Origin of the sequence: Acinetobacter sp. 161(2023) (genome assembly GCF_037027805.1) — a bacterium.
GTDB lineage: Bacteria > Pseudomonadota > Gammaproteobacteria > Pseudomonadales > Moraxellaceae > Acinetobacter.
In genome coordinates this window covers 70,253-89,058 of sequence record NZ_JAZEYD010000008.1, presented here as the reverse complement: position 1 = coordinate 89,058, position 18,806 = coordinate 70,253, and the positions used below count along the sequence as shown (strand labels likewise).

The following is an 18,806-nucleotide window of genomic DNA, read 5'->3' as shown; positions in this document are numbered from 1 at the left end:
ATAGGTAATATTTAAAAGGAATTAATAGATGAGAAAAATTTTAGGCGCAGCTTCTCTCATTATGTCTACCTGTGTTGTACATGCAGAACAATTAAACGAACAAGAAAAAACCTCTCCATATAGCGCGAATGTTACCTTTGCTAGCCAATATATATCACGTGGTTTCCAACAAACATGGGGTAAACCAGCCTTACAAGGTGGACTGGATTATGCCAATCCTAATGGTTTTTTTGTTGGGACTTGGGCATCAAGTGTAAGTTCCAACTATCTGCGGGATGCTTTAGTTGAATGGGATGTTTATACAGGCTATTTAAAAACAATCGATAAATTTTCAATTGGAATGTCGGTTTTTTATTACTACTACCCAGGCGCGAAAAGTACACCAGAAACGGGGAGTAGTAGTTATAACTATGGTGAAATCGTACCTCAAATTGGTTATGGTCCTTTAAGCCTTAAATACTTTGTGACTTACACACCAGATTATGCTGGTTATAACTCTAAAACCATGGGTGGACCTGCTGGTAAACGATCAAGAGGATCAAGTTATTTAGATCTGAACTTTACCCAGCCGATTAATGACACTTGGACTTTTGGTGCCCACTATGGCTATGAAAGAATCAAAAACTTTTCAGAGTCGAACTTTCAGGATGTTAAAGCTGAGCTCATTAAAAATTTAGGTGATGGTTGGACTACAGGACTCGCGTATACAAAAGCATGGGATAAAAATAGTTACTATAAAAGGTATAGTAATGGTGAAACGGGTGCGCCTGTTTCAAATCCGATTGATTCGACTTTTACAGTGTCTGTAAAAAAGGTGTTCTAAGTTAAATTTATTAATATTGTCTGATTAACTACGCTTGAAAGTCATCTGTAAGTTTAAATTTCCAAACGTAGTTAAAAAACGATTCCGTTTAACCACACTGTATCAACGAATAAGTGTACTAACACGCTTAGTCGTAAGGCTAGGAATTTACTTTTCTCAGCCAAGAAATGTTTAATATCGCTATTTGTTTAATTTTAAACTAAGACATAAATCATTTAATATTGTAACTTTAGTTTTTAAGCACATCTTTAATAAAAGTGATAAGGGGTAAATAATGTCAGAAGTTGACAATAAACAAAAAACGAATTCTGAATATTCATTACAAGTTGATTGTGCTTTAGCTTTGAGTTTTGTTTTACAACAAAATTCAGTACCCCTCATTCGACAAGTTCTCATCTCTTCGACTGAAACTATTTCTGACTCTCGAATTGTTATTCGTTCTAATCCTGAGTATTTCAAAGAACATACCATTCATATCGCAAGCCTAGAAGGCCACCAAGTTTTGGCTCTCGATAAACCCAAAATAGCTTTTGATATTCAAATGTTGCAAGAATTACCTGAGAATATTAAAGGAAGTATCGAAGTAGTTTGGTTAAGTAAAAATGAAGAACGACTGGCAGAACAACAGATAGAAATCGATGTATTAACGATTGACACTTGGGGTGGGGAACGTCAGCCCATTGAATTATTGGCTAGTTTTTCACAACCTAATGCTTCAGCACTTAGTCCAATTCTTGTTAAAGCGAGTGAAATTCTAAAAACAAAACAACTAGGGTCATTAAGTGGTTATCAAGACCGAGATAGAGATTCTGTTTTATCTCAGTTAAATGCACTATGGGACTCTTTATTGCCACAAGATATTCATTACATTGTGAGTCCAGCAAGTTTTGTTAAATCGGGACAACGTGTACGTTTAGCAAAACAGATTTTTGAAGAAAAACTGGCATGTTGTTTAGATACCACAATGTTGTTAAGTGCCTTGGCTGAACAAATTGGACTCGATACATTAATCATTATTGAAGAGGGGCATTCCTATCTGGGTGTTTGGTTAAATGAAACCCCTAATGTTGATTTAATTATTGATGATATTCAGGCATTAAGAAAACGTTACGATTTGGGTGAAATCGTTTTTATAGAAACGACTCTACTCACACATCAAGCAAAATTTTCTTCTGCTCTTGAAACTGCAAAACAGTATATTAAGGATGAATCTCGCCAGAATAAATTTTATCTTGCAATTGATGTTCGTCAGTCTCGATTACGCGGTATTAAGCCCATTTCTGCCTATCAGGAAAAGAAGAATCACCTTGATGAAACAGAAATTGAATGGGCATCTGCATCTATTCCTAATTACGATATCGACCGTCCTGTTGAAAGCAAAACCACTAGGGTTGATCGATGGTTACGTCGTCTGTTGGATTTAAGTCTTCGTAACAAACTCTTAAATTTTAAGGATAATCGTTACAGTATTCCTTTACAGTGCTCTGAGTTAACGTTAAGCAAACTTGAAGATGCATTGGCAAATCAGGAAGGTTTCTTATTTAAAAGTGTTGATAGTATTTCGCTAAAAGATGTGCAGCGCGACAATGAAAGCCAACATATTGATCAGTACGTTGATGAAAGCCTTTCTAGAAAATTATTATTTAGCCCTTTAGATACCCCCTTATTAGAAAAGCGCCTGATTGAGGTTTATCGTGCTTCACGTACTGCATTAGAAGAAGGCGGAGCTAATACATTATTTCTTGCGGTTGGTTTTCTTGAGTGGAGAGAATCAGAACGTTCAAAACGTACATTTAAGGCACCGCTACTCCTCATTCCTGTACAGATTACCCGTGAGACAGCTAAAACTGGCTATCGTCTATTTATGTATGATGATGAGCCACGTTTTAACTCCACACTATTACAATTATTAAGGCAGGATTTTGAACTTGATATTGCGGGCTTGAATCCTTTACCAGCAGATGAATCTGGCGTAGATGTTAATCAGGTTTTACATATTGTACGTAAGGCGATTGTAAATATAGCGGGATGGGAAGTAAAAGCTGAGGCTGCTATTGGGCAATTTTCATTCTCAAAATATTTAATGTGGCTTGATTTGTCTTCGCGAATGGATCAGCTAAAAAATCAAGCGGTGGTGAATCATCTGATTGAATCCCCACGGGAACCTTTTATTAAACAAGATGAATTCCCGCAACCTGTTCAATTAGACCAACAATATAAGCCACAGCAATTATTTACTCCATTGTCGTCTGACTCTTCACAGTTAGCAGCAGTCATGTCCGCAGCATTAGGGCGTACTTTTGTATTGTCTGGTCCCCCTGGTACAGGTAAGTCGCAGACCATTACAAATATGATTTCTCAATGTTTGGCAGATGGTAAATCGGTATTATTCGTCTCTGAAAAAATGGCTGCCTTAGAGGTTGTTTATCGCCGTTTGACACAAATTGGCTTAAGTGAGTTGTGCTTGCAGCTACACTCATCAAAATCCCAAAAAATGGAAGTGCTAGATCAACTAAGAGAAAGAGCGCAAAAAAACAATGATCCTTACTTTTTAAGTACTCAACCTAAAACAACAGAATGGCAGAAACTCTCAGACAGACTGGTTCAAACACGTGATGATCTAAATCGACATGTAAAAAATCTCCATACCTCACACCCAATTGGTTGGAGTTTGTATGCTGCAATGAGTGATGAGCTTCGTTTTCGGGATACACCGCATTTGCGTTTTCCTGATATCAATATTGCGACGCTGACAGCAGAAAAACGTGAATTACTGAATGAAACGGTGACACAAGCTGTAAGTTTACGTCAGCTCGTCAACGAAAATGCGAAAGATGTATTGAATGGTTTTGCCGAAGGTTTAGCTGAGCCAATTTGGAGTTTGGCATGGCAAGAACAGTATCAAATATTACAAGATCAACTTGTAGAGCAGATACAGCGTTTGCAAAATTCAATTTCTACTTGGCAAGAAGTTTTTGATTTTAGTGAAAAGCAGAATCTGAGTCAGGTTAAACATGATGTCTCTATTTTTACGGCATTATCCGACCTTGTTCAGCAAACCGATTTAAAATTATTAAGTATTATTAAAGATTTAGATTTAAGTACGATTACGCAAGCAAAACAAATAACCCAAGATTTAAGACAGCAGCGTTCTTCGTTAGTGGGACAATATCAGTCTCAAATTTATCAAGCAGATTTAAATCAAATTGCCTTTAAATGGCGTGAAGCAGAATCAAAAATTTTCCCATTCTCATGGTTCGCTAAATTCCAGCTGAGAAATTTAGTCAAAACTTATCAAGCTTCGGCTCAACGCCCTACAGCTTTGGCTGTTGCTCATGACTTGCCTATTTTACAACATATTCAAAGTCAACAACGACAATTCACTGAATGTGAAAATCAGTTGGCAAGTAAACTTGGTCCTTACTGGCAAGGTGAAGAGAATGCGTGGCAAAGTTTTGAAACTATTCACAATCAGTGGCAAGAAATTAAGCAAATCGTTGCATCGACAATTACAGATCAGGCAACGTTATTAAAAGCTGTGGAATTTAGTAAAAATAATAGTTTGGATGAAATCAAACAAAACCTAGCTCAGGTGGAAAATACATTCGGTCAATTGCTGAATGACCATGCACTGAAAAATGATGCCCCACTTACTCCATATCTAGAGATTAATTTTAATGAAATTATCGAAAGACAGCAGCAATTGCAGCAAAATAGTTCATCTTGGAGACATTGGTTAAATTGGCAGGCTATAAAGAGCCAGTTAATTAAACAGGGTTTAAAACCATTGGCCTTTGAACTTTTTCATACTCCATTGGAACTGGAATCTGCTTTAAAACGCTTGAATATTAATTTAGCGAGACACTGGATTACTCATCAATTTAGTCAACATCCAGAATTAAATCAGTTCAATAGTCAACAACATGAACAGAAAATCCAGGCTTTTTCACAGCAAGATCGAGAACACCAGCTTGCTGCGAGTCATGAGATTATTCATCGTTGGAATGCTATTTTTAGTGAACAAGATAAATATAAGGCGCAGTGGACTGTCTTAAATAAAGAATTAGGTAAGAAACGTCGTCATATTCCTGTACGTGAATTAATGCGCCAGATTCCTGACGTATTAGTTGGGTTAAAGCCATGCTTACTAATGAGTCCGTTATCAGTTGCTCAATATCTAGATACAGAAGCAAAATTTGATGTGGTGATTTTCGATGAAGCATCGCAGATTCCAGTTTGGGATGCGATTGGAGCATTAGCGAGAGGTAAACAGTCAATTGTGGTGGGTGATAATAAACAAATGCCACCAACAAGTTTCTTTGGTAAAGGAGATTCTGAAGAAGAGGTTGATGAGGAAGTAACGGAAGACTTAGAAAGTATTTTGGATGAATGCCTTGCTGCCCAGTTACCAGAATTAGCTTTGAACTGGCATTACCGCAGTCGTTATGAAAGTCTCATTCAGTTTAGTAATCAGAAATATTACAAAGGTGGTTTATTTACTTTCCCTGCACCTGTTGCCAAAGATACCGCTGTAAAACTGCATGTGGTTGAGGGTGTTTACGACAAAGGCGATACGCGGACCAATACAAATGAAGCTAAAGCAATTGTTGAATTTATTATTCAGCATTTACAGTCACAGTTAGGACAAGAGACTCCTTTGACCCTAGGTGTGGTCACTTTCAATATGACTCAACAGAAGTTGATTGAAGATTTGCTAGATAATGAATTGGCGAATTATCCTGAGTTAGAGACACTCAGTAAATCAGGCATTGAACCTTTGTTCGTTAAGAATTTAGAAAATGTGCAAGGAGATGAGCGCGATATCATCATTTTCTCAATTACCTATGCAAAAGATCAGGATGGTCGCTTATCAATGAATTTTGGTGCGCTTAATCGTCAAGGTGGTCAGCGCCGTCTAAATGTAGCAATTACTCGTGCTCGTCAGGGTTTACATGTGTTCTCGGCCTTGAGCCCAGAAGAAATTAATTTGACACGCACCAATAGTGAGGGCGTAAGAGATTTAAAAGACTTCCTCGTTTTTGCCCGCAGTGGTCAATTGCATTTAAATTATACTGATCAAACTAAACAGCAGACTAAAAAAGAATTCGTACAGTACCTACAAAATAAGCTGAATGAACAAGGCTGGAGTGTGGATCTTGGAATAGGTCAGGGTGATAGCTGTGTAGATTTAGCCATTAAGGATGATTTGAACTCGGGTAGTTATATTGCAGGTATTCTTGTAGATGGTGAAAACTATGCTAAAGCAGCTACTGCACGAGATCGAGATCAACTTAGACCGACTGTTTTAAATGGATTAGGCTGGGAGGTTTTATCTGTTTGGGCGGTGGATTGGTGGTTAGATCCTGATCAAAACCTAACTAAATTGGTAAAAGTATTAGAAGAGATAAAAGCGAATCAAAAGGTTGCTTAACCTATATAAAAACAGATAAGGACAACCCTTATCTGTTTCTATACTCTAGATGAATACTTATAGGGGAAATAATTATTATTTTATGAGTGTAGTACCATCGTTCAGATATTAATTAGAGTGCTCTTTAATCAATGTAAATCCAGATTTCATCATAAAAATTATAGATACCATTTTTATTATTTTTACATTTAAAGAGGAAAACTGAACACAAATTATTTTACCACTATTGAGGATCCGCTATGAAAAACACTTATTTAGTTACAGGCGCTACAAAAGGTATTGGAAAAGCAATTAGTGATGAACTCTTTTTGCAAGGACATCAAGTTATTGGAATTGCTAGAAATATTAATAATATAGACTTTCACGGGCAGCTATTTAGTTGTGATCTATCGAATATAGAACAAACTAAAGAAGCGTTAGCCTTGATCTCTGAATCTCACGTTATACATGGAATAGTTAATAATTCTGGCATTAGTTTACCTCAACCTTTAGGCCAGATTACGTTTTCGGCTTTAGAGGATGTTTGGAACCTAAATGTAAGAGCTGCCATCCAAGTGACTCAGCATTTCGTTGATCAACTGAAAGAACAACGATTTGGTCGAATTATTAATATTGCAAGCAGGGCTATTTATGGGGCAAAAGAACGGACAGCATACTCAGCAGCAAAAAGTGCATTGGTTGGTTGTACTAAAACTTGGGCACTTGAGTTAGCTGAATTTGGGATAACAGTAAACTGTATAGCGCCTGGACCAATTGAAACAGAACTTTTTAGAAAAAACAGACCTGTTGGTAGTTTAGCTGAGAAAGCCATTTTAGATAGTATTCCGTTAGGACGGATCGGAACACCAAAAGATGTTGCGCATGCTGTCTCTTTTTTACTGTCAGATCATTCAGGCTTTATTACAGGCCAAGTTCTAAATGTTGATGGTGGTGGAAGCTTATAGCGAATAATGATAAAAGGTCTAGGTTGATGACAATTTAAACTTCACTAAATATCATTTACTATGATAAAAAAAACTTCTTTAATTCTAACTCACTCTAAATGGCAGACATAATCAATCACTTCATCTGTCATAATTTTAAATTTACTATTTTCAGGCACATTAAAAGATTCGCCGCTTGAATAAATTTTAGTTTCAGGATCATCACCAATTTGAACACTACATTTTCCTGAAATTATTTCTATACGCTCGGGAACATGGGTTTTGAATGTCAAAATCTTATCTGTTGGAAGGATTACTCCTAGAGTCTTTTTTGTCCCATCTTCAAGTTCAATTACATGACTAATTGACCGCCCGTCATAGTGGACATTCGCTTTTTTCTTTATAGAAACAAAATCAAATTGATTTGACATTGTTTGTCCCATTTTATTTTAAATTGTGTAGTGATAATAATAAAAATTCATCTGAATCTTCAAGCTTTTTTTACAGCCATATCTAGCTTAACCACTCTAACGTTATAAATAACGGATTACTAAATTTTAACGGGTAGATTTAATACCACCTGAGCATCCTCAATAACATCTAAGCGTAGAATTTTTGAAGCGCCAAGTTCATTTAGCAACTTAGTTAAAGGGCCTTCATTTTTCACTAGTTGTACTTTCTTTGGAAAAAGCTTTTGCGCAAAAGAAAGAATATTAGATTGAACCTCTGTCTGGTGCCACTTCCCATCAACTACATGTAACATGGTGGCTTTATTAATATGTGTTTCAGAATCGACATGTTTTAAAGTAGGAACAGCAGTTTTTAAACTTAAATCTAGTTTTCCATTAAGATCAAAAATATTGGCTTGAGCTTCTTTTGAGTTAATGTCGACGTCAATTTTAGTTAACCATTTTGGTAGTTGGTAACCATATACACCGCGCACTCTGGCGATTTCAGTATCAACTGGCAAAGCTAAAACATGTGCATAAAAATGACGTTGACGCATCGATTTCATTAACTCTGCGATGTGTGGCCCACGAGCACTAGGTTTGCGTACAACAATTGCAATTGATACTTCGTTATAAGGGTCATTGTCACAAACAGAATAGGTAAAAAACGTAACGGAGACCAACCCGTAACCCGGAAATGGTTGTAACGGTGTTAAGGCAGCAGGCAGTTTTGCTTTAATCTGCTTAATGGGTGCAAGCATGAGTAGTTGTACATTTGCACTACGATAATAAAAGTTGGGTGCCCAGACAGGACCTACTCTCGATTCCACGATTTTTTTAGGAATATGGCGGAAAAAGTCGATATTGCCAGCAGCTGGATCTTGAGCCACTTTGTCTAGGTCAGGATTCATTCTAAAGCGGTCATAATAACCATCTTTGGGTACTTTGACTTTTTGTTGCCCAAATTCAACCTCAGTAAATTGTTGTTTTATATTCATTGGAGTTCACCTTTACATTAATTGACCGAGTAGCTACCGTTGTCTTTATCAAGACGTATTAATTAATAGCCAATGTGGGCACTATAAGTTTAAAGCTAATTTTAAAGTCAGGGTTTTAATTTCGACATGTCAAATCTTTGACATTTAAAAGAAATAAAATAAAAACAATTAAAGATTAAAAAGCTACAAAGTTGACTAGAGTCTTCATATAAATTTTATTTTTGAAATATGATTTAAGATGATTAGCCTTAAAGTTAACTTTAAGCTTAGTATAAATATTCAAACCTTTATAACGAATCTATAAACAGTTTTTGAGTAGGAGAACAAAGATGGGATATGTAACCACAAAAGATGGCGTAGAAATTTTTTATAAAGACTGGGGGCCACGCGATGCCCAAGTTTTATTTTTTCATCACGGTTGGCCTTTAAGTTCAGATGATTGGGACACACAGTTGCTTTTTTTCCTTAAAGAAGGTTTTCGTGTAGTTGCTCATGACCGCCGTGGCCATGGGCGTTCGAGTCAGGTGTGGGATGGTCATGATATGGACCATTACGCAGATGACGTTGCAGAAGTGGTCAAACATCTAAACATTAAAAATGCAATTCATATTGGTCATTCAACAGGTGGCGGTGAAGTAGCTCACTATATTGCTCGTCACGGTCAAGAAAACGTTGCAAAAGCTGTACTTGTTAGTGCTGTTCCACCACTGATGGTTAAAACTGAAAATAATCCTGAAGGTTTACCAAAAGAAGTCTTTGATGACCTGCAAAATCAAGTTCTCACCAACCGTGCGCAATTTTTCCGAGACCTTCCATCTGGCCCGTTCTATGGTTTTAACCGACCAGATGCGAAACCATCAGAAGGTATCATTGCTAACTGGTGGCGTCAGGGTATGACGGGCAGTGCAAAAGCACATTACGATGGTATTGTGGCGTTCTCACAAACTGACTTCACCGAAGATTTAAAGAAAATCACCATTCCTGTTTTGGTGTTGCATGGCGATGACGACCAGATCGTACCTTATAAAACTTCTGGTGTGAAATCTGCTGAGTTACTTCCAAATAGCCAACTTAAAATCTACCCGGGTTTTTCACATGGCATGTTAACTGTAAATCATGAAGTGATTAACGCTGACTTATTGGCATTTATTCGCGAATAATTAAAAGTTTTAAAACTTTAAAAAGGGGCACATTGAGTGCCTCTTTTTTATATAAAAATAATAAATTCAATTAATTAAATATAGAAGTGCGAAAAAGTGTTGACATTAAAGTTAGCTTTAATCTTAAAGTAAAGCCATACTGAATGAGGTCATTCCAATGAAAGTGTTCGAAAAATTAGTATTCCCAAATGGCTCATATGTTCCGAACCGTATTGCTAAAGCAGCAATGGAAGAAAACATGGCTAATTTAAACCATGCACCATCAGAAGAATTAATGCGTTTATATCAAGCTTGGGCAAATGGAGGCGTAGGTCTAATCATTACCGGAAATGTGATGGTAGACCGCCGAGCAATGACTGGACCGGGCGGCGTAGTGCTTGAAGATGAAAAGCATCTGGATACTTTTAAAAAATGGGCACAAATTGGTCGTTCAAAAGGCGCTCAGATTTGGCTTCAAATTAACCATCCAGGGCGTCAAATGCAAGCGAACCTCGGTCAGCAGACTTGGGCGCCATCGGCTATTTCACTTGATCTTGGCAAAATATCAAATCGCTTTAATACGCCAATCGAAATGACTGAATCTATGATTGCAGAGGTGATTCAGCGTTTTGCAAACACGGCGCGTTTAGGTGAAAAAGCAGGATTTACTGGTGTAGAAATTCATGCAGCGCATGGTTATTTATTGAGCCAGTTTCTTTCTCCACTTAGCAATAAACGCCAAGATCAATGGGGTGGTTCTTTAGAAAATCGCGCTCGCATTTTAATTGAAATTGTGGAAGCAGTTCGTAAAGTGGTTTCACCTCAGTTTACTGTTGCAGTAAAACTAAATTCAGCCGATTTCCAACGTGGTGGGTTTAGCGCTGAAGATGCTCAACAAGTGGTTAAAATGCTAAATGAGCATGCAGTCGATTTAGTTGAACTTTCAGGTGGTAGCTATGAAGCGCCTGCAATGCAAGGTCAAGCACGTGATGGCCGTACACTTGCTCGTGAAGCTTACTTTTTAGAATTTGCACAAGAAATTCGTAAAGTTGCCAAAATGCCTGTTATGGTGACAGGTGGCATACGCCGTAAACAAGTGGCAGAAAAAGTAATTGAAAGTGGTGTAGATATGGTCGGTATTGCCACAGCTTTAGCGATTGAACCCAATTTGCCAAATGCTTGGAAACAAGGCCAACATATTTCACCTGAACTCAAGCCAATTACGTGGGAAAATAAAACATTGGCTTCACTTGCCAATATGGCTGTGGTCAAATTCCAATTACGTAATGTTAGCGCTGGTAAAAAAACAAAACCAAATGTTTCACCAGCTTGGGCTTTAATTTTGCAACAATCAGCGATGTCATGCCGTACCCGCCAATACAAAAAAGGCATGCGTGACTATACATTTGCTTCTTAATAAGTGAGTTGTGTTATGACAAATCCTAACGATTCAAACTGGATAATTTATGGAGCAAATGGCTACACGGGCGAGTTAATCGCTCGTGAAGCTGTACGCCAAGGTCTAAAACCAACTTTGGCTGGTCGTAACAAAGCTAAGGTTGAAACATTAGCTCAAGAGTTAGGACTCAACTATAAAGCTTTTGGGCTTGATAACGTAGATGCAGTCAGTGAGCAACTGCAAGGTTTTAAACTGGTCATGCACTGTGCAGGGCCATTTTCAGCAACATCAAAACCCATGATGGAAGCTTGTATAAAAGCAGGTGCTCACTATTTAGATATTACGGGTGAAATCGCTGTATTTGAATTGGCACAGTCACTGAACAGCCAAGCTGAAAAAGCCGATATTGTGCTTTGTCCGGGTGTTGGTTTCGATGTAATTCCGACAGATTGTGTCGCTGCTGCGCTCAAAGAAGCATTGCCAGATGCGACCCATTTAGCACTTGGTTTTGACTCTAGAACAGGGTTCTCACCGGGTACTGCTAAAACAAGTACAGAAGGCATGGCCGAAGGCGGAAAAATTCGTAAAAACGGAAAAATTACCACCGTTCCATTAGCACATTATGTTCGGACCATTGATTTTGGTGACGGTAAAAAAAGTGCCATGAGTGTTCCGTGGGGAGACGTATCTACAGCGTTCTATACAACGGATATTCCAAACATTGAAGTATTTGTACCCGCATTTCCCAAAATGATTTTTGGTGCGAAAATGATGAACTATTTACGCCCAATATTAAAAATCAATGCTGTGCAGAAGTTTATTAAGTCGCGTATTGAAAAAACGGTTGTGGGACCAAATGAGGAACTCCGCGCGAAAGTACCTACCTATGTTTGGGGCGAAGTAAGAAATACGCGTGGGGAAATTAAAACTGCCCGCATTCAAACCGAAAACGCTTATAGCCTTACCGTAAATGGCTCACTGACTGTGGTGAATTATTTACTCAAAAATACGGTTAAAGGCGGTACATATACACCAGCAAAACTGATGGGTTATAAGCTAGTAACCGAGCTGCCGGGTTCTGGTCCGCTAGTCATTAATTAAAAACCTTTATTAAAAAAGTACGTTTAAAGATAGTCCCGAATAAGGAGTCATTCTTGTTCGGGTAATTTATAAATATTTCAAATAAATACAGCTTTATATAGGTAAAAGAAAAGCAGAAAACAAAACACACCATAAGAAATAATTCAAATTGAATATACTAAAAAGCGATAAATTTTTTTCATAACAAAGGAATGAGAATAATGAGAAAACTCATACTGTTTCTACATGCATCGCTTGACAGTTTTGTCGAAGGTCCAAATGGGGCAATGGACATAGGTTGGATTGCTTACGATGCAGATTTAGCAAATCATGCCAAAGAAATTTTGAGCACTGCCGATACTGTGATTTGGGGACGTGCGACTTACCAAATGATGCATAATTACTGGCCAACCATGCTTTCAAATCCAGAAGCTTCAGAGCATGAACGCAATCATGCTGGGTGGATTGAAAAAACAGAGAAAATCGTTTTTTCAACTACTTTAGATACAGTTGAATGGAATAATTCCAGACTGGTAAAAGACCATGTTGAAGAAGAAATTAATAAGCTCAAACAGCAAGCGGGTAAGGATATGGTGATTCTGGGCAGTCCGCGGTTCGCGCACTATTTGATGCAACTTGGTTTAATCGATGAATATAAAATTACCGTTTCGCCGGTACTGATTGGTAGTGGTTTGCCACTATTCCAAGGCATTCAGCAAAAGACCAATCTTAAACTCATTGAAAATAAAACTTTTGCTTCTGGCGCCATCGGTCTTCATTATCAAAAGATAAGCTGATTTTTTTCTATAATATTTGTATGGAAAAGACGAATTACAGTGCTGGTCTGTAATTCGTCTTTTTTAGATTTATTGAATTGTACTTAAACGCTTAACAACTGCTTCAGCAATTTCTTTACTCGACTGAGGGTTTTGTCCAGTAATAATTCTGTCGTCTGAAACCACATACGAAGTAAACGGAATAAACGCTTCCTTGTATTTTGCTCCACGTTCAATAAGTCCATTTTGTAAAGAAAAAGGAACTTGAGACTTAATACCTGAAAGTCTTTCTTCAATATTTGCAAAACCAGTAACGGTTCTACCAGCAATTAAGGGTTTGCCATTTTCATCCTGCAAAGGTAATAAACCGCCTACGCCGTGACAGACCGCTGAAACGACTCCACCTTGGCGATAGATCTGTTCGCTAATGTTCTGCAAAGCTTTATTGTTTGGAAAATCCCACATGGTGCCGTGCCCACCAGTATAGTAAATGGCTTTGTACAGGGTAGGATTAATGGCGCTCGGAGCCAACGTTGTTTTTAACCGCTGCATAAAGGCTGGGTCGGCTAAATGCTGACGGGCAGATTTATCTAGGTAAATGGACTTTAAACTACGTTCATCTAGTGGTACTTCACCACCTAAAGGACTTACAAAGTCTATTTCATAGCCAGCAGCCAAAGCCACATCATAAAAATGAGTGAGTTCGGTTAGCCAAAGTCCTGTTTTATCCGAACGAGAAGGATAAGCCGAGTGATTGGTCATCACGACTAAAATTTTCCCATTTGTTTTGGTAAAGCTTTGAGCTTTATCTGACTCTGCGGCGTGTACCACATGCATAGTCAAAAAAATGGCAAAAATAATGGTTAACCAACGCTGAAAATTCCAAACTTTAAACATGACAGGTCCTCATTCATCACCTGTAGCCAATCGTATGTTTAAAGCACGCTTTAAGGTCAATAGAGTTATTAAAAAATTATGGTGTTTTTGCTTTGTCGAAATAGAGATTCATGAGACGTTCTGCATTTTGCTCGCAGGTAATTTCATCGGGTTTGTTGTTGATCGCATCAATCATGGTACGTAAGTTTTGCTTACTCACCTTGAGTTTTTGTTCTAAAAGCTCTATTTCTTGAATTTTTAATTCAATTGTTTGAATAAGGGCATCATGGTTCCAAGTGGCAACTTTCGACGGTAAAAATGCTTTAATTTCTGCTAAAGAAAATCCGACTTGCTGAGCTTGTTGGATGAGAGAAAGTTGCTTCAAATCGTTATCGGTATATTCACGATAGCCATTCGATTTTCTTTTTGCTTTAGGTAAGAGTTTGATTTGCTCGTAATAACGAATTGTAGGGGTACTTAAACCACTTAATTTTGATAACTCGCTAATATTCATGGCCACAGACTCTATTGACATTCAAGTTAACTTTAGACTTATAGTTGCTTAAAAGCAAGGTTCATAACTTTACCAAGCATACACTTTCAGTAACAGCTTTCTATGCTTTGATAGACGAAAGAATAGAATTATAAATATGAAAAATGAGGTGAGAAAATGTCTAAACGCATATTACATGTCGTGACCAATATTTCACGCTATAAGGATGTTGATGAACCAACAGGGCTGTGGTTAGGCGAACTCACCCATGCCTATGACGAATTTGAAAAGCAAGGTTACATACAAGATATTGTCAGTCCAAATGGTGGTAAAACACCGATTGAACCCAAATCACTGGGAGTTTTAGTGGCTGATAAATCAGTAAAAGCGAGAGAAGATGATCAGGCATTTATGACTTTGCTCGCTAACACCCATAAACCGTCAGATATTCATTGGCAAGATTATGACGTGATCTACTACACAGGTGGTCATGGTGTGATGTGGGATTTCTTAGATAATCCTGAACTTCAAGAGATCACCAAAAATATTTATGAAAAAGGCGGCATTGTTTCGAGTGTTTGTCATGGCTATTGTGGCTTGCTCAATGTACGACTTTCAAATGGCGAGCGACTGATAAAAGATAAGAAGTTAACGGGCTTTGCTTGGAGTGAAGAGGTCTTGGCCGGAGTGGCAAAAAAAGTGCCGTACAATGCCGAAGAGTTAGCTAAAGAATATGGCGCTCACTATGAAAAAGCTTTTATTCCTTTTGCATCGTATGTGGTTCAAGACGGTAACTTAATTACGGGGCAAAACCCGTTTTCAGCGAAAAAGACTGCTTTAGCGATTATAGAAGCTTTAAATGTTTAACTTCCTATATTTGAAAATGTGGTGGTTAAATCCACTACATTTTCTTTATTCAGTTTAAAATAAATTAAAAACAGGGCATAAAGGTACTACTTAAAAGATTATAATTAATTTTAATATATTGTTTTATTTGGATGTATTTAAAACATCCTACTTAAATAAAAATATTTATGACATAGCATGATGAATGAATAAGAGAGTTGTTTTGAAAACTGAATTTATTATTAGATGTATTTATGCACTTTGTCTTATCGGTGCAGGGTTCAATCATTTACAAACAGTTCTAATGCACGGTTTGTTTTGGGACTATAACAATGCACCACTATTTACTTGTATTTATTGGACATCTTTAACGTTTATTGATCCACTTGCAGCAATTCTTCTATTTTATAGACTTCGTATCGGCTTAATTCTAACTTTTCTCATTATATTTAGTGATGTCATTCACAACACTTGGATTACATTAAAAGTAGGCCGAGACTTACTCAACTATATGTATATTTCCCAATTTTTATTTCTAGTTTTTGTTTTGTGCACAATTAAGTTTCCTTGGAAGGCACATAAGAAAAGTTAAAATTTAAAGATTGGAGAGCAAAAGCATTCTTTTCCTCTCCAAATAATTTCTTCAAACTTACGAACGCCACCAATAATTTTCGACATTTGGTTCATTAAGATTCAAGAGTTCACCCATTTGCGGTGTGCTAATCGCTAACGCATTTTCTTTAGCTAAACCGACAATACGTTCAAACGGGTCATCCCAAGCATGAAGTGCTAAATCAAAAGTACCATTGTGTACAGGCAACAAATGACGACCTTTTAAATCGATATGTGCTTGTAAAGTTTGCTCTGGCTGCATGTGAACATCAGGCCATTCAGGGTCATAAGCGCCGGTTTCTAACATAGTCAGATCGAAAGGGCCGTAACGGTGTCCAATTTCTTTAAACCCATCGAAATAGCCCGTGTCACCGCTGAAAAATACCCGTAGATCATTATCAATAATTACCCACGAAGCCCAAAGGGTCGCATTACTATCGCCCATACCACGGCCTGAAAAATGATGAGCAGGGGTAGCCACCAATTTTAGTCCATCTACATGGGTAGTATCCCACCAGTCGAGTTGTTGAACTTTTTCTGCTGGAATTCCCCATTTAATGAGTGTGTCACCGACACCAAGCGGTGTTAAGAAATGCTCAACTTTATCGTTCAGTTGCATGACTGCATGGTAGTCGAGGTGGTCGTAGTGGTTATGCGACAAAATCACGCCTTTAATTGGCGGTAGTTCGGCAATACTGATTGGCGGTTGGTGGAAACGTTTTGGTCCAATCCACTGAAAAGGCGAAGCACGCTCTGAAAAAACTGGGTCGGTTAACCAAAATTCATTTTGCAGTTTTAACAAAATGGTTGAGTGGCCCAGACGAAAGAGAGAGCGGTCAGGCGCACTAAGAAGTTGTTCTTTCGACAAACTTAAAACTGGAATTTGTTTGTTTGGAACTGTGTCTTTCGGTTTGTTAAATAGAAACTTCCACATCAACTGAAGCGATTTTCCAAAAGAAGGCTTGTGCTGGTTCGGACGTGTATTTCTAAATTTGCCGTCGTGTTGCTGTGACGGCATTAAGGGAGAAGGCAAGTCTGTTGTGTTTGAAATAGTCATCTTGTTTTTCCTTATTGGAACAAACCTATATGTGCAAATAAGAACTTGGGCTAAGTGCTTATTTTGATTTATTTAAATGAGTATTTGCTCACTCATTAATTGGTTTAAAAATAAGGACGCCGCGCATCCTTAACTTTTATCTAAATTGAAGCTGCATGCCAAAACGCTTCAAAACCAGATTTACGATAACGCTCGGTTTGAGAAGGGTCTTGGGCAATAAAATTAAGTGTAACTTCTGCAAGCGCACCTAAAATTGAAGCAATAAATAACGGTGGATAATCTCTTAATTTGCCATCGTTAATACATTCTTGAATGTTTTGGGTGAGGTCACAAAAGGTTTGCATGCCAATTTGTTTGCTTTGCTCAGTAATTTGTTCCGAAGTCGAAAGTTGTGCCATGACTTTACGTTTGAGTGGAGCTTCTAAACTCCAGTCCAAATAGCTTTGCCAAATATGCGACATTTGTGTTTGCAAATCAGCATTAGTCGGGTAACCAAGCATCATCACTTGTCGTAACTCAGCCTTTAGTGAAAGATATAACTGGTTCAGCAGTTCTTCTTTATTGCTAAAATAGGTAAATAAAGTACCTTCCGCTACACCAGCGACTTTTGCAATTTTCGAGGTAGATGCTCGCTCGCCAAGCTCTGCCAGTGTTTCAATAGCAGCACTTAAAATTGCATTACGTTTATCTTCACTGCGTGGACGAGCCATATACAAACACATTAATTGAGTGATTACTCAATCATACCTAAAAATAGAAAGACAGCAAGATATATTTTGTTAGATCCACATTATTGATTCGTTCTAAATGTAATGGGTGTTTGACCTGTCCATTTTTTAAAAGCTCGTGTGAAATTTGTAGGTTGTATATAGCCCAAATAAAGCGCAATTTCTTGTATATCCATATCACTATGAATTAACAAATGCTCAGCTTCTTTTTGTTGAGCTTCTTCAAGCAGCTGCAGATACGAAGAACCGACTTGGTTCAAATGGCGCCGTAATGTTCGACTAGACATATTTAAGCGAGTCGCAATTTCATCAAATGAGGGATAACCCACTTGTGGTTTTAAGTTTAGTTCGGCTTTTACGGTCAGGCATATATCTTTAATTTGCTCTGAAAAACGGATTTGTTCAGCTTCACACTGTGCCAGAGCTTGTTTAAAGGCAATCGGATCTGCCATTTTAATGGGTAAATCTAGAAGCTGTTTTTTATATCGAATTTGATTAGTTGCTTGATTAAATCGAATAGGTGGCAATAAATGCTGATAGGCTTTGTGATAGGTAGGTTCTGGCCAATCCACCCATAACTCAATTTCAGTAAAGTCATGCTCTATCAAAAATTGACCAGCTTGAATCACGCCAATCATCAAACATTCATAAAAAAATCGTCTAAGCTTTTCCACTTGTGCGGGCTGATTGCTGACAACAGGATGAGTTTCTTTAATTTCAATAATAGAAAATTCATGATCGTCTAGCAGAGCAATACGGTAATCTTTTAATCGCATGTTAAAGAATTGCATTGAAACATCGAGAGCCTGATGTAAGTTTGGGCTACTCATTAAGGCATATCCCATCGGGCCATGAGCAGTTAAACGCAGTTTTAGCCCATATTCATATCCCAAGCCAGAATCTTTCGACAATAACAAGCTTTCCCATGCCAGTTTAGACCACTGCACAGGAGTAATTCGCGCATCTAGTTGATCTAAAAGGTTTAAGGGAATTTTACTTTTCTTCAAAATTTCAAGCGCAGAAAATCCTTTGTCGACCATGATTTCTAGTAACAAATGCGCATAAGAAATAGGAATGCTGGCTTTGGAAAGCCCATAAGGATCTTTCATATTGTTTTTTATTATGGCCGAAAATGATTATCAGTATGTCTGATCCACATCTCACGCTCAAGTTAAA

The 18,806-nt window shown here is 37.8% G+C and carries 16 protein-coding genes; 9 read left to right on the top strand and 7 right to left on the bottom strand.

Translation table 11 applies throughout. The features are described from left to right. Positions 1 to 28: 28 nt before the first annotated feature. The 3 genes from WA249_RS09475 to WA249_RS09465 all read left to right on the top strand — a co-directional run bounded on the left by WA249_RS09475 (position 29) and on the right by WA249_RS09465 (position 7,198). Positions 29 to 823 (top strand): TorF family putative porin, encoded by a 795-nt coding sequence (locus WA249_RS09475; protein ID WP_336168195.1) that lies wholly within the window; start codon positions 29 to 31, stop codon positions 821 to 823. 274 nt (positions 824 to 1,097) lie between these two features. Continuing rightward, positions 1,098 to 6,254: a DUF4011 domain-containing protein gene (locus tag WA249_RS09470; protein WP_336168194.1), complete on the top strand. Its 5,157-nt coding sequence runs from the start codon at positions 1,098 to 1,100 to the stop codon at positions 6,252 to 6,254. Between the two features lie 239 nt (positions 6,255 to 6,493). After that, complete coding sequence (locus WA249_RS09465; protein ID WP_336168193.1) at positions 6,494 to 7,198, top strand: SDR family oxidoreductase; 705 nt, start codon at positions 6,494 to 6,496, stop codon at positions 7,196 to 7,198. A gap of 89 nt (positions 7,199 to 7,287) precedes the next feature. Here WA249_RS09465 and WA249_RS09460 read toward each other — a convergent pair whose 3' ends face one another. Together WA249_RS09460 and WA249_RS09455 are read right to left on the bottom strand one after the other, a co-directional pair. Then, positions 7,288 to 7,608 (bottom strand): pyrimidine/purine nucleoside phosphorylase, encoded by a 321-nt coding sequence (locus tag WA249_RS09460; RefSeq protein WP_336168192.1) that lies wholly within the window; start codon positions 7,606 to 7,608, stop codon positions 7,288 to 7,290. A gap of 119 nt (positions 7,609 to 7,727) precedes the next feature. Further along, the gene (locus WA249_RS09455) at positions 7,728 to 8,624 is read right to left on the bottom strand and encodes an acetoacetate decarboxylase (RefSeq protein WP_336168191.1); all 897 of its coding nucleotides are present in this window, start codon (positions 8,622 to 8,624) and stop codon (positions 7,728 to 7,730) included. Between the two features lie 329 nt (positions 8,625 to 8,953). On the opposite strand from WA249_RS09455, the gene WA249_RS09450 reads away from it, so the two are divergent. From WA249_RS09450 to WA249_RS09435, 4 genes are all read left to right on the top strand, one after another. Next, a complete protein-coding gene (locus WA249_RS09450) occupies positions 8,954 to 9,784 on the top strand; it encodes an alpha/beta fold hydrolase (protein WP_191900911.1) in 831 nt (276 codons plus the stop codon). A 157-nt stretch (positions 9,785 to 9,941) separates the two neighbouring features. Then, positions 9,942 to 11,180: an NADH:flavin oxidoreductase/NADH oxidase family protein gene (locus WA249_RS09445; protein WP_336168190.1), complete on the top strand. Its 1,239-nt coding sequence runs from the start codon at positions 9,942 to 9,944 to the stop codon at positions 11,178 to 11,180. A gap of 15 nt (positions 11,181 to 11,195) precedes the next feature. Continuing rightward, on the top strand, positions 11,196 to 12,263 hold the full coding sequence (locus tag WA249_RS09440) for a saccharopine dehydrogenase family protein (protein WP_336168189.1): 1,068 nt from the start codon (positions 11,196 to 11,198) through the stop codon (positions 12,261 to 12,263). 200 nt (positions 12,264 to 12,463) lie between these two features. Further along, positions 12,464 to 13,039, top strand: a complete 576-nt coding sequence (locus WA249_RS09435; RefSeq protein WP_336168187.1) for a dihydrofolate reductase family protein — start codon at positions 12,464 to 12,466, stop codon at positions 13,037 to 13,039. A gap of 69 nt (positions 13,040 to 13,108) precedes the next feature. Here WA249_RS09435 and WA249_RS09430 read toward each other — a convergent pair whose 3' ends face one another. Together WA249_RS09430 and WA249_RS09425 are read right to left on the bottom strand one after the other, a co-directional pair. Continuing rightward, positions 13,109 to 13,915, bottom strand: a complete 807-nt coding sequence (locus WA249_RS09430; RefSeq protein ID WP_336168184.1) for a type 1 glutamine amidotransferase domain-containing protein — start codon at positions 13,913 to 13,915, stop codon at positions 13,109 to 13,111. 76 nt (positions 13,916 to 13,991) lie between these two features. Beyond that, a complete protein-coding gene (locus tag WA249_RS09425) occupies positions 13,992 to 14,408 on the bottom strand; it encodes a MerR family transcriptional regulator (protein ID WP_004701448.1) in 417 nt (138 codons plus the stop codon). Positions 14,409 to 14,564: 156 nt separating this feature from the next. Between WA249_RS09425 and WA249_RS09420 the strand changes: the two genes are divergently transcribed. Together WA249_RS09420 and WA249_RS09415 are read left to right on the top strand one after the other, a co-directional pair. Beyond that, positions 14,565 to 15,254, top strand: a complete 690-nt coding sequence (locus WA249_RS09420; protein WP_336168182.1) for a type 1 glutamine amidotransferase domain-containing protein — start codon at positions 14,565 to 14,567, stop codon at positions 15,252 to 15,254. Positions 15,255 to 15,456: 202 nt separating this feature from the next. After that, positions 15,457 to 15,825 carry a hypothetical protein gene (locus WA249_RS09415; protein ID WP_336168400.1) on the top strand — a complete coding sequence of 123 codons (369 nt, stop codon included), beginning with the start codon at positions 15,457 to 15,459 and terminating at the stop codon, positions 15,823 to 15,825. A gap of 57 nt (positions 15,826 to 15,882) precedes the next feature. Here WA249_RS09415 and WA249_RS09410 read toward each other — a convergent pair whose 3' ends face one another. From WA249_RS09410 to WA249_RS09400, 3 genes are all read right to left on the bottom strand, one after another. Continuing rightward, positions 15,883 to 16,902, bottom strand: coding sequence for an MBL fold metallo-hydrolase (locus WA249_RS09410; protein WP_336168180.1), 1,020 nt, complete (start codon positions 16,900 to 16,902; stop codon positions 15,883 to 15,885). A gap of 140 nt (positions 16,903 to 17,042) precedes the next feature. Beyond that, positions 17,043 to 17,612, bottom strand: coding sequence for a TetR/AcrR family transcriptional regulator (locus tag WA249_RS09405; RefSeq protein WP_336168178.1), 570 nt, complete (start codon positions 17,610 to 17,612; stop codon positions 17,043 to 17,045). An 80-nt stretch (positions 17,613 to 17,692) separates the two neighbouring features. Next, complete coding sequence (locus tag WA249_RS09400) at positions 17,693 to 18,739, bottom strand: AraC family transcriptional regulator (protein WP_336168177.1); 1,047 nt, start codon at positions 18,737 to 18,739, stop codon at positions 17,693 to 17,695. Positions 18,740 to 18,806: the final 67 nt, after the last annotated feature.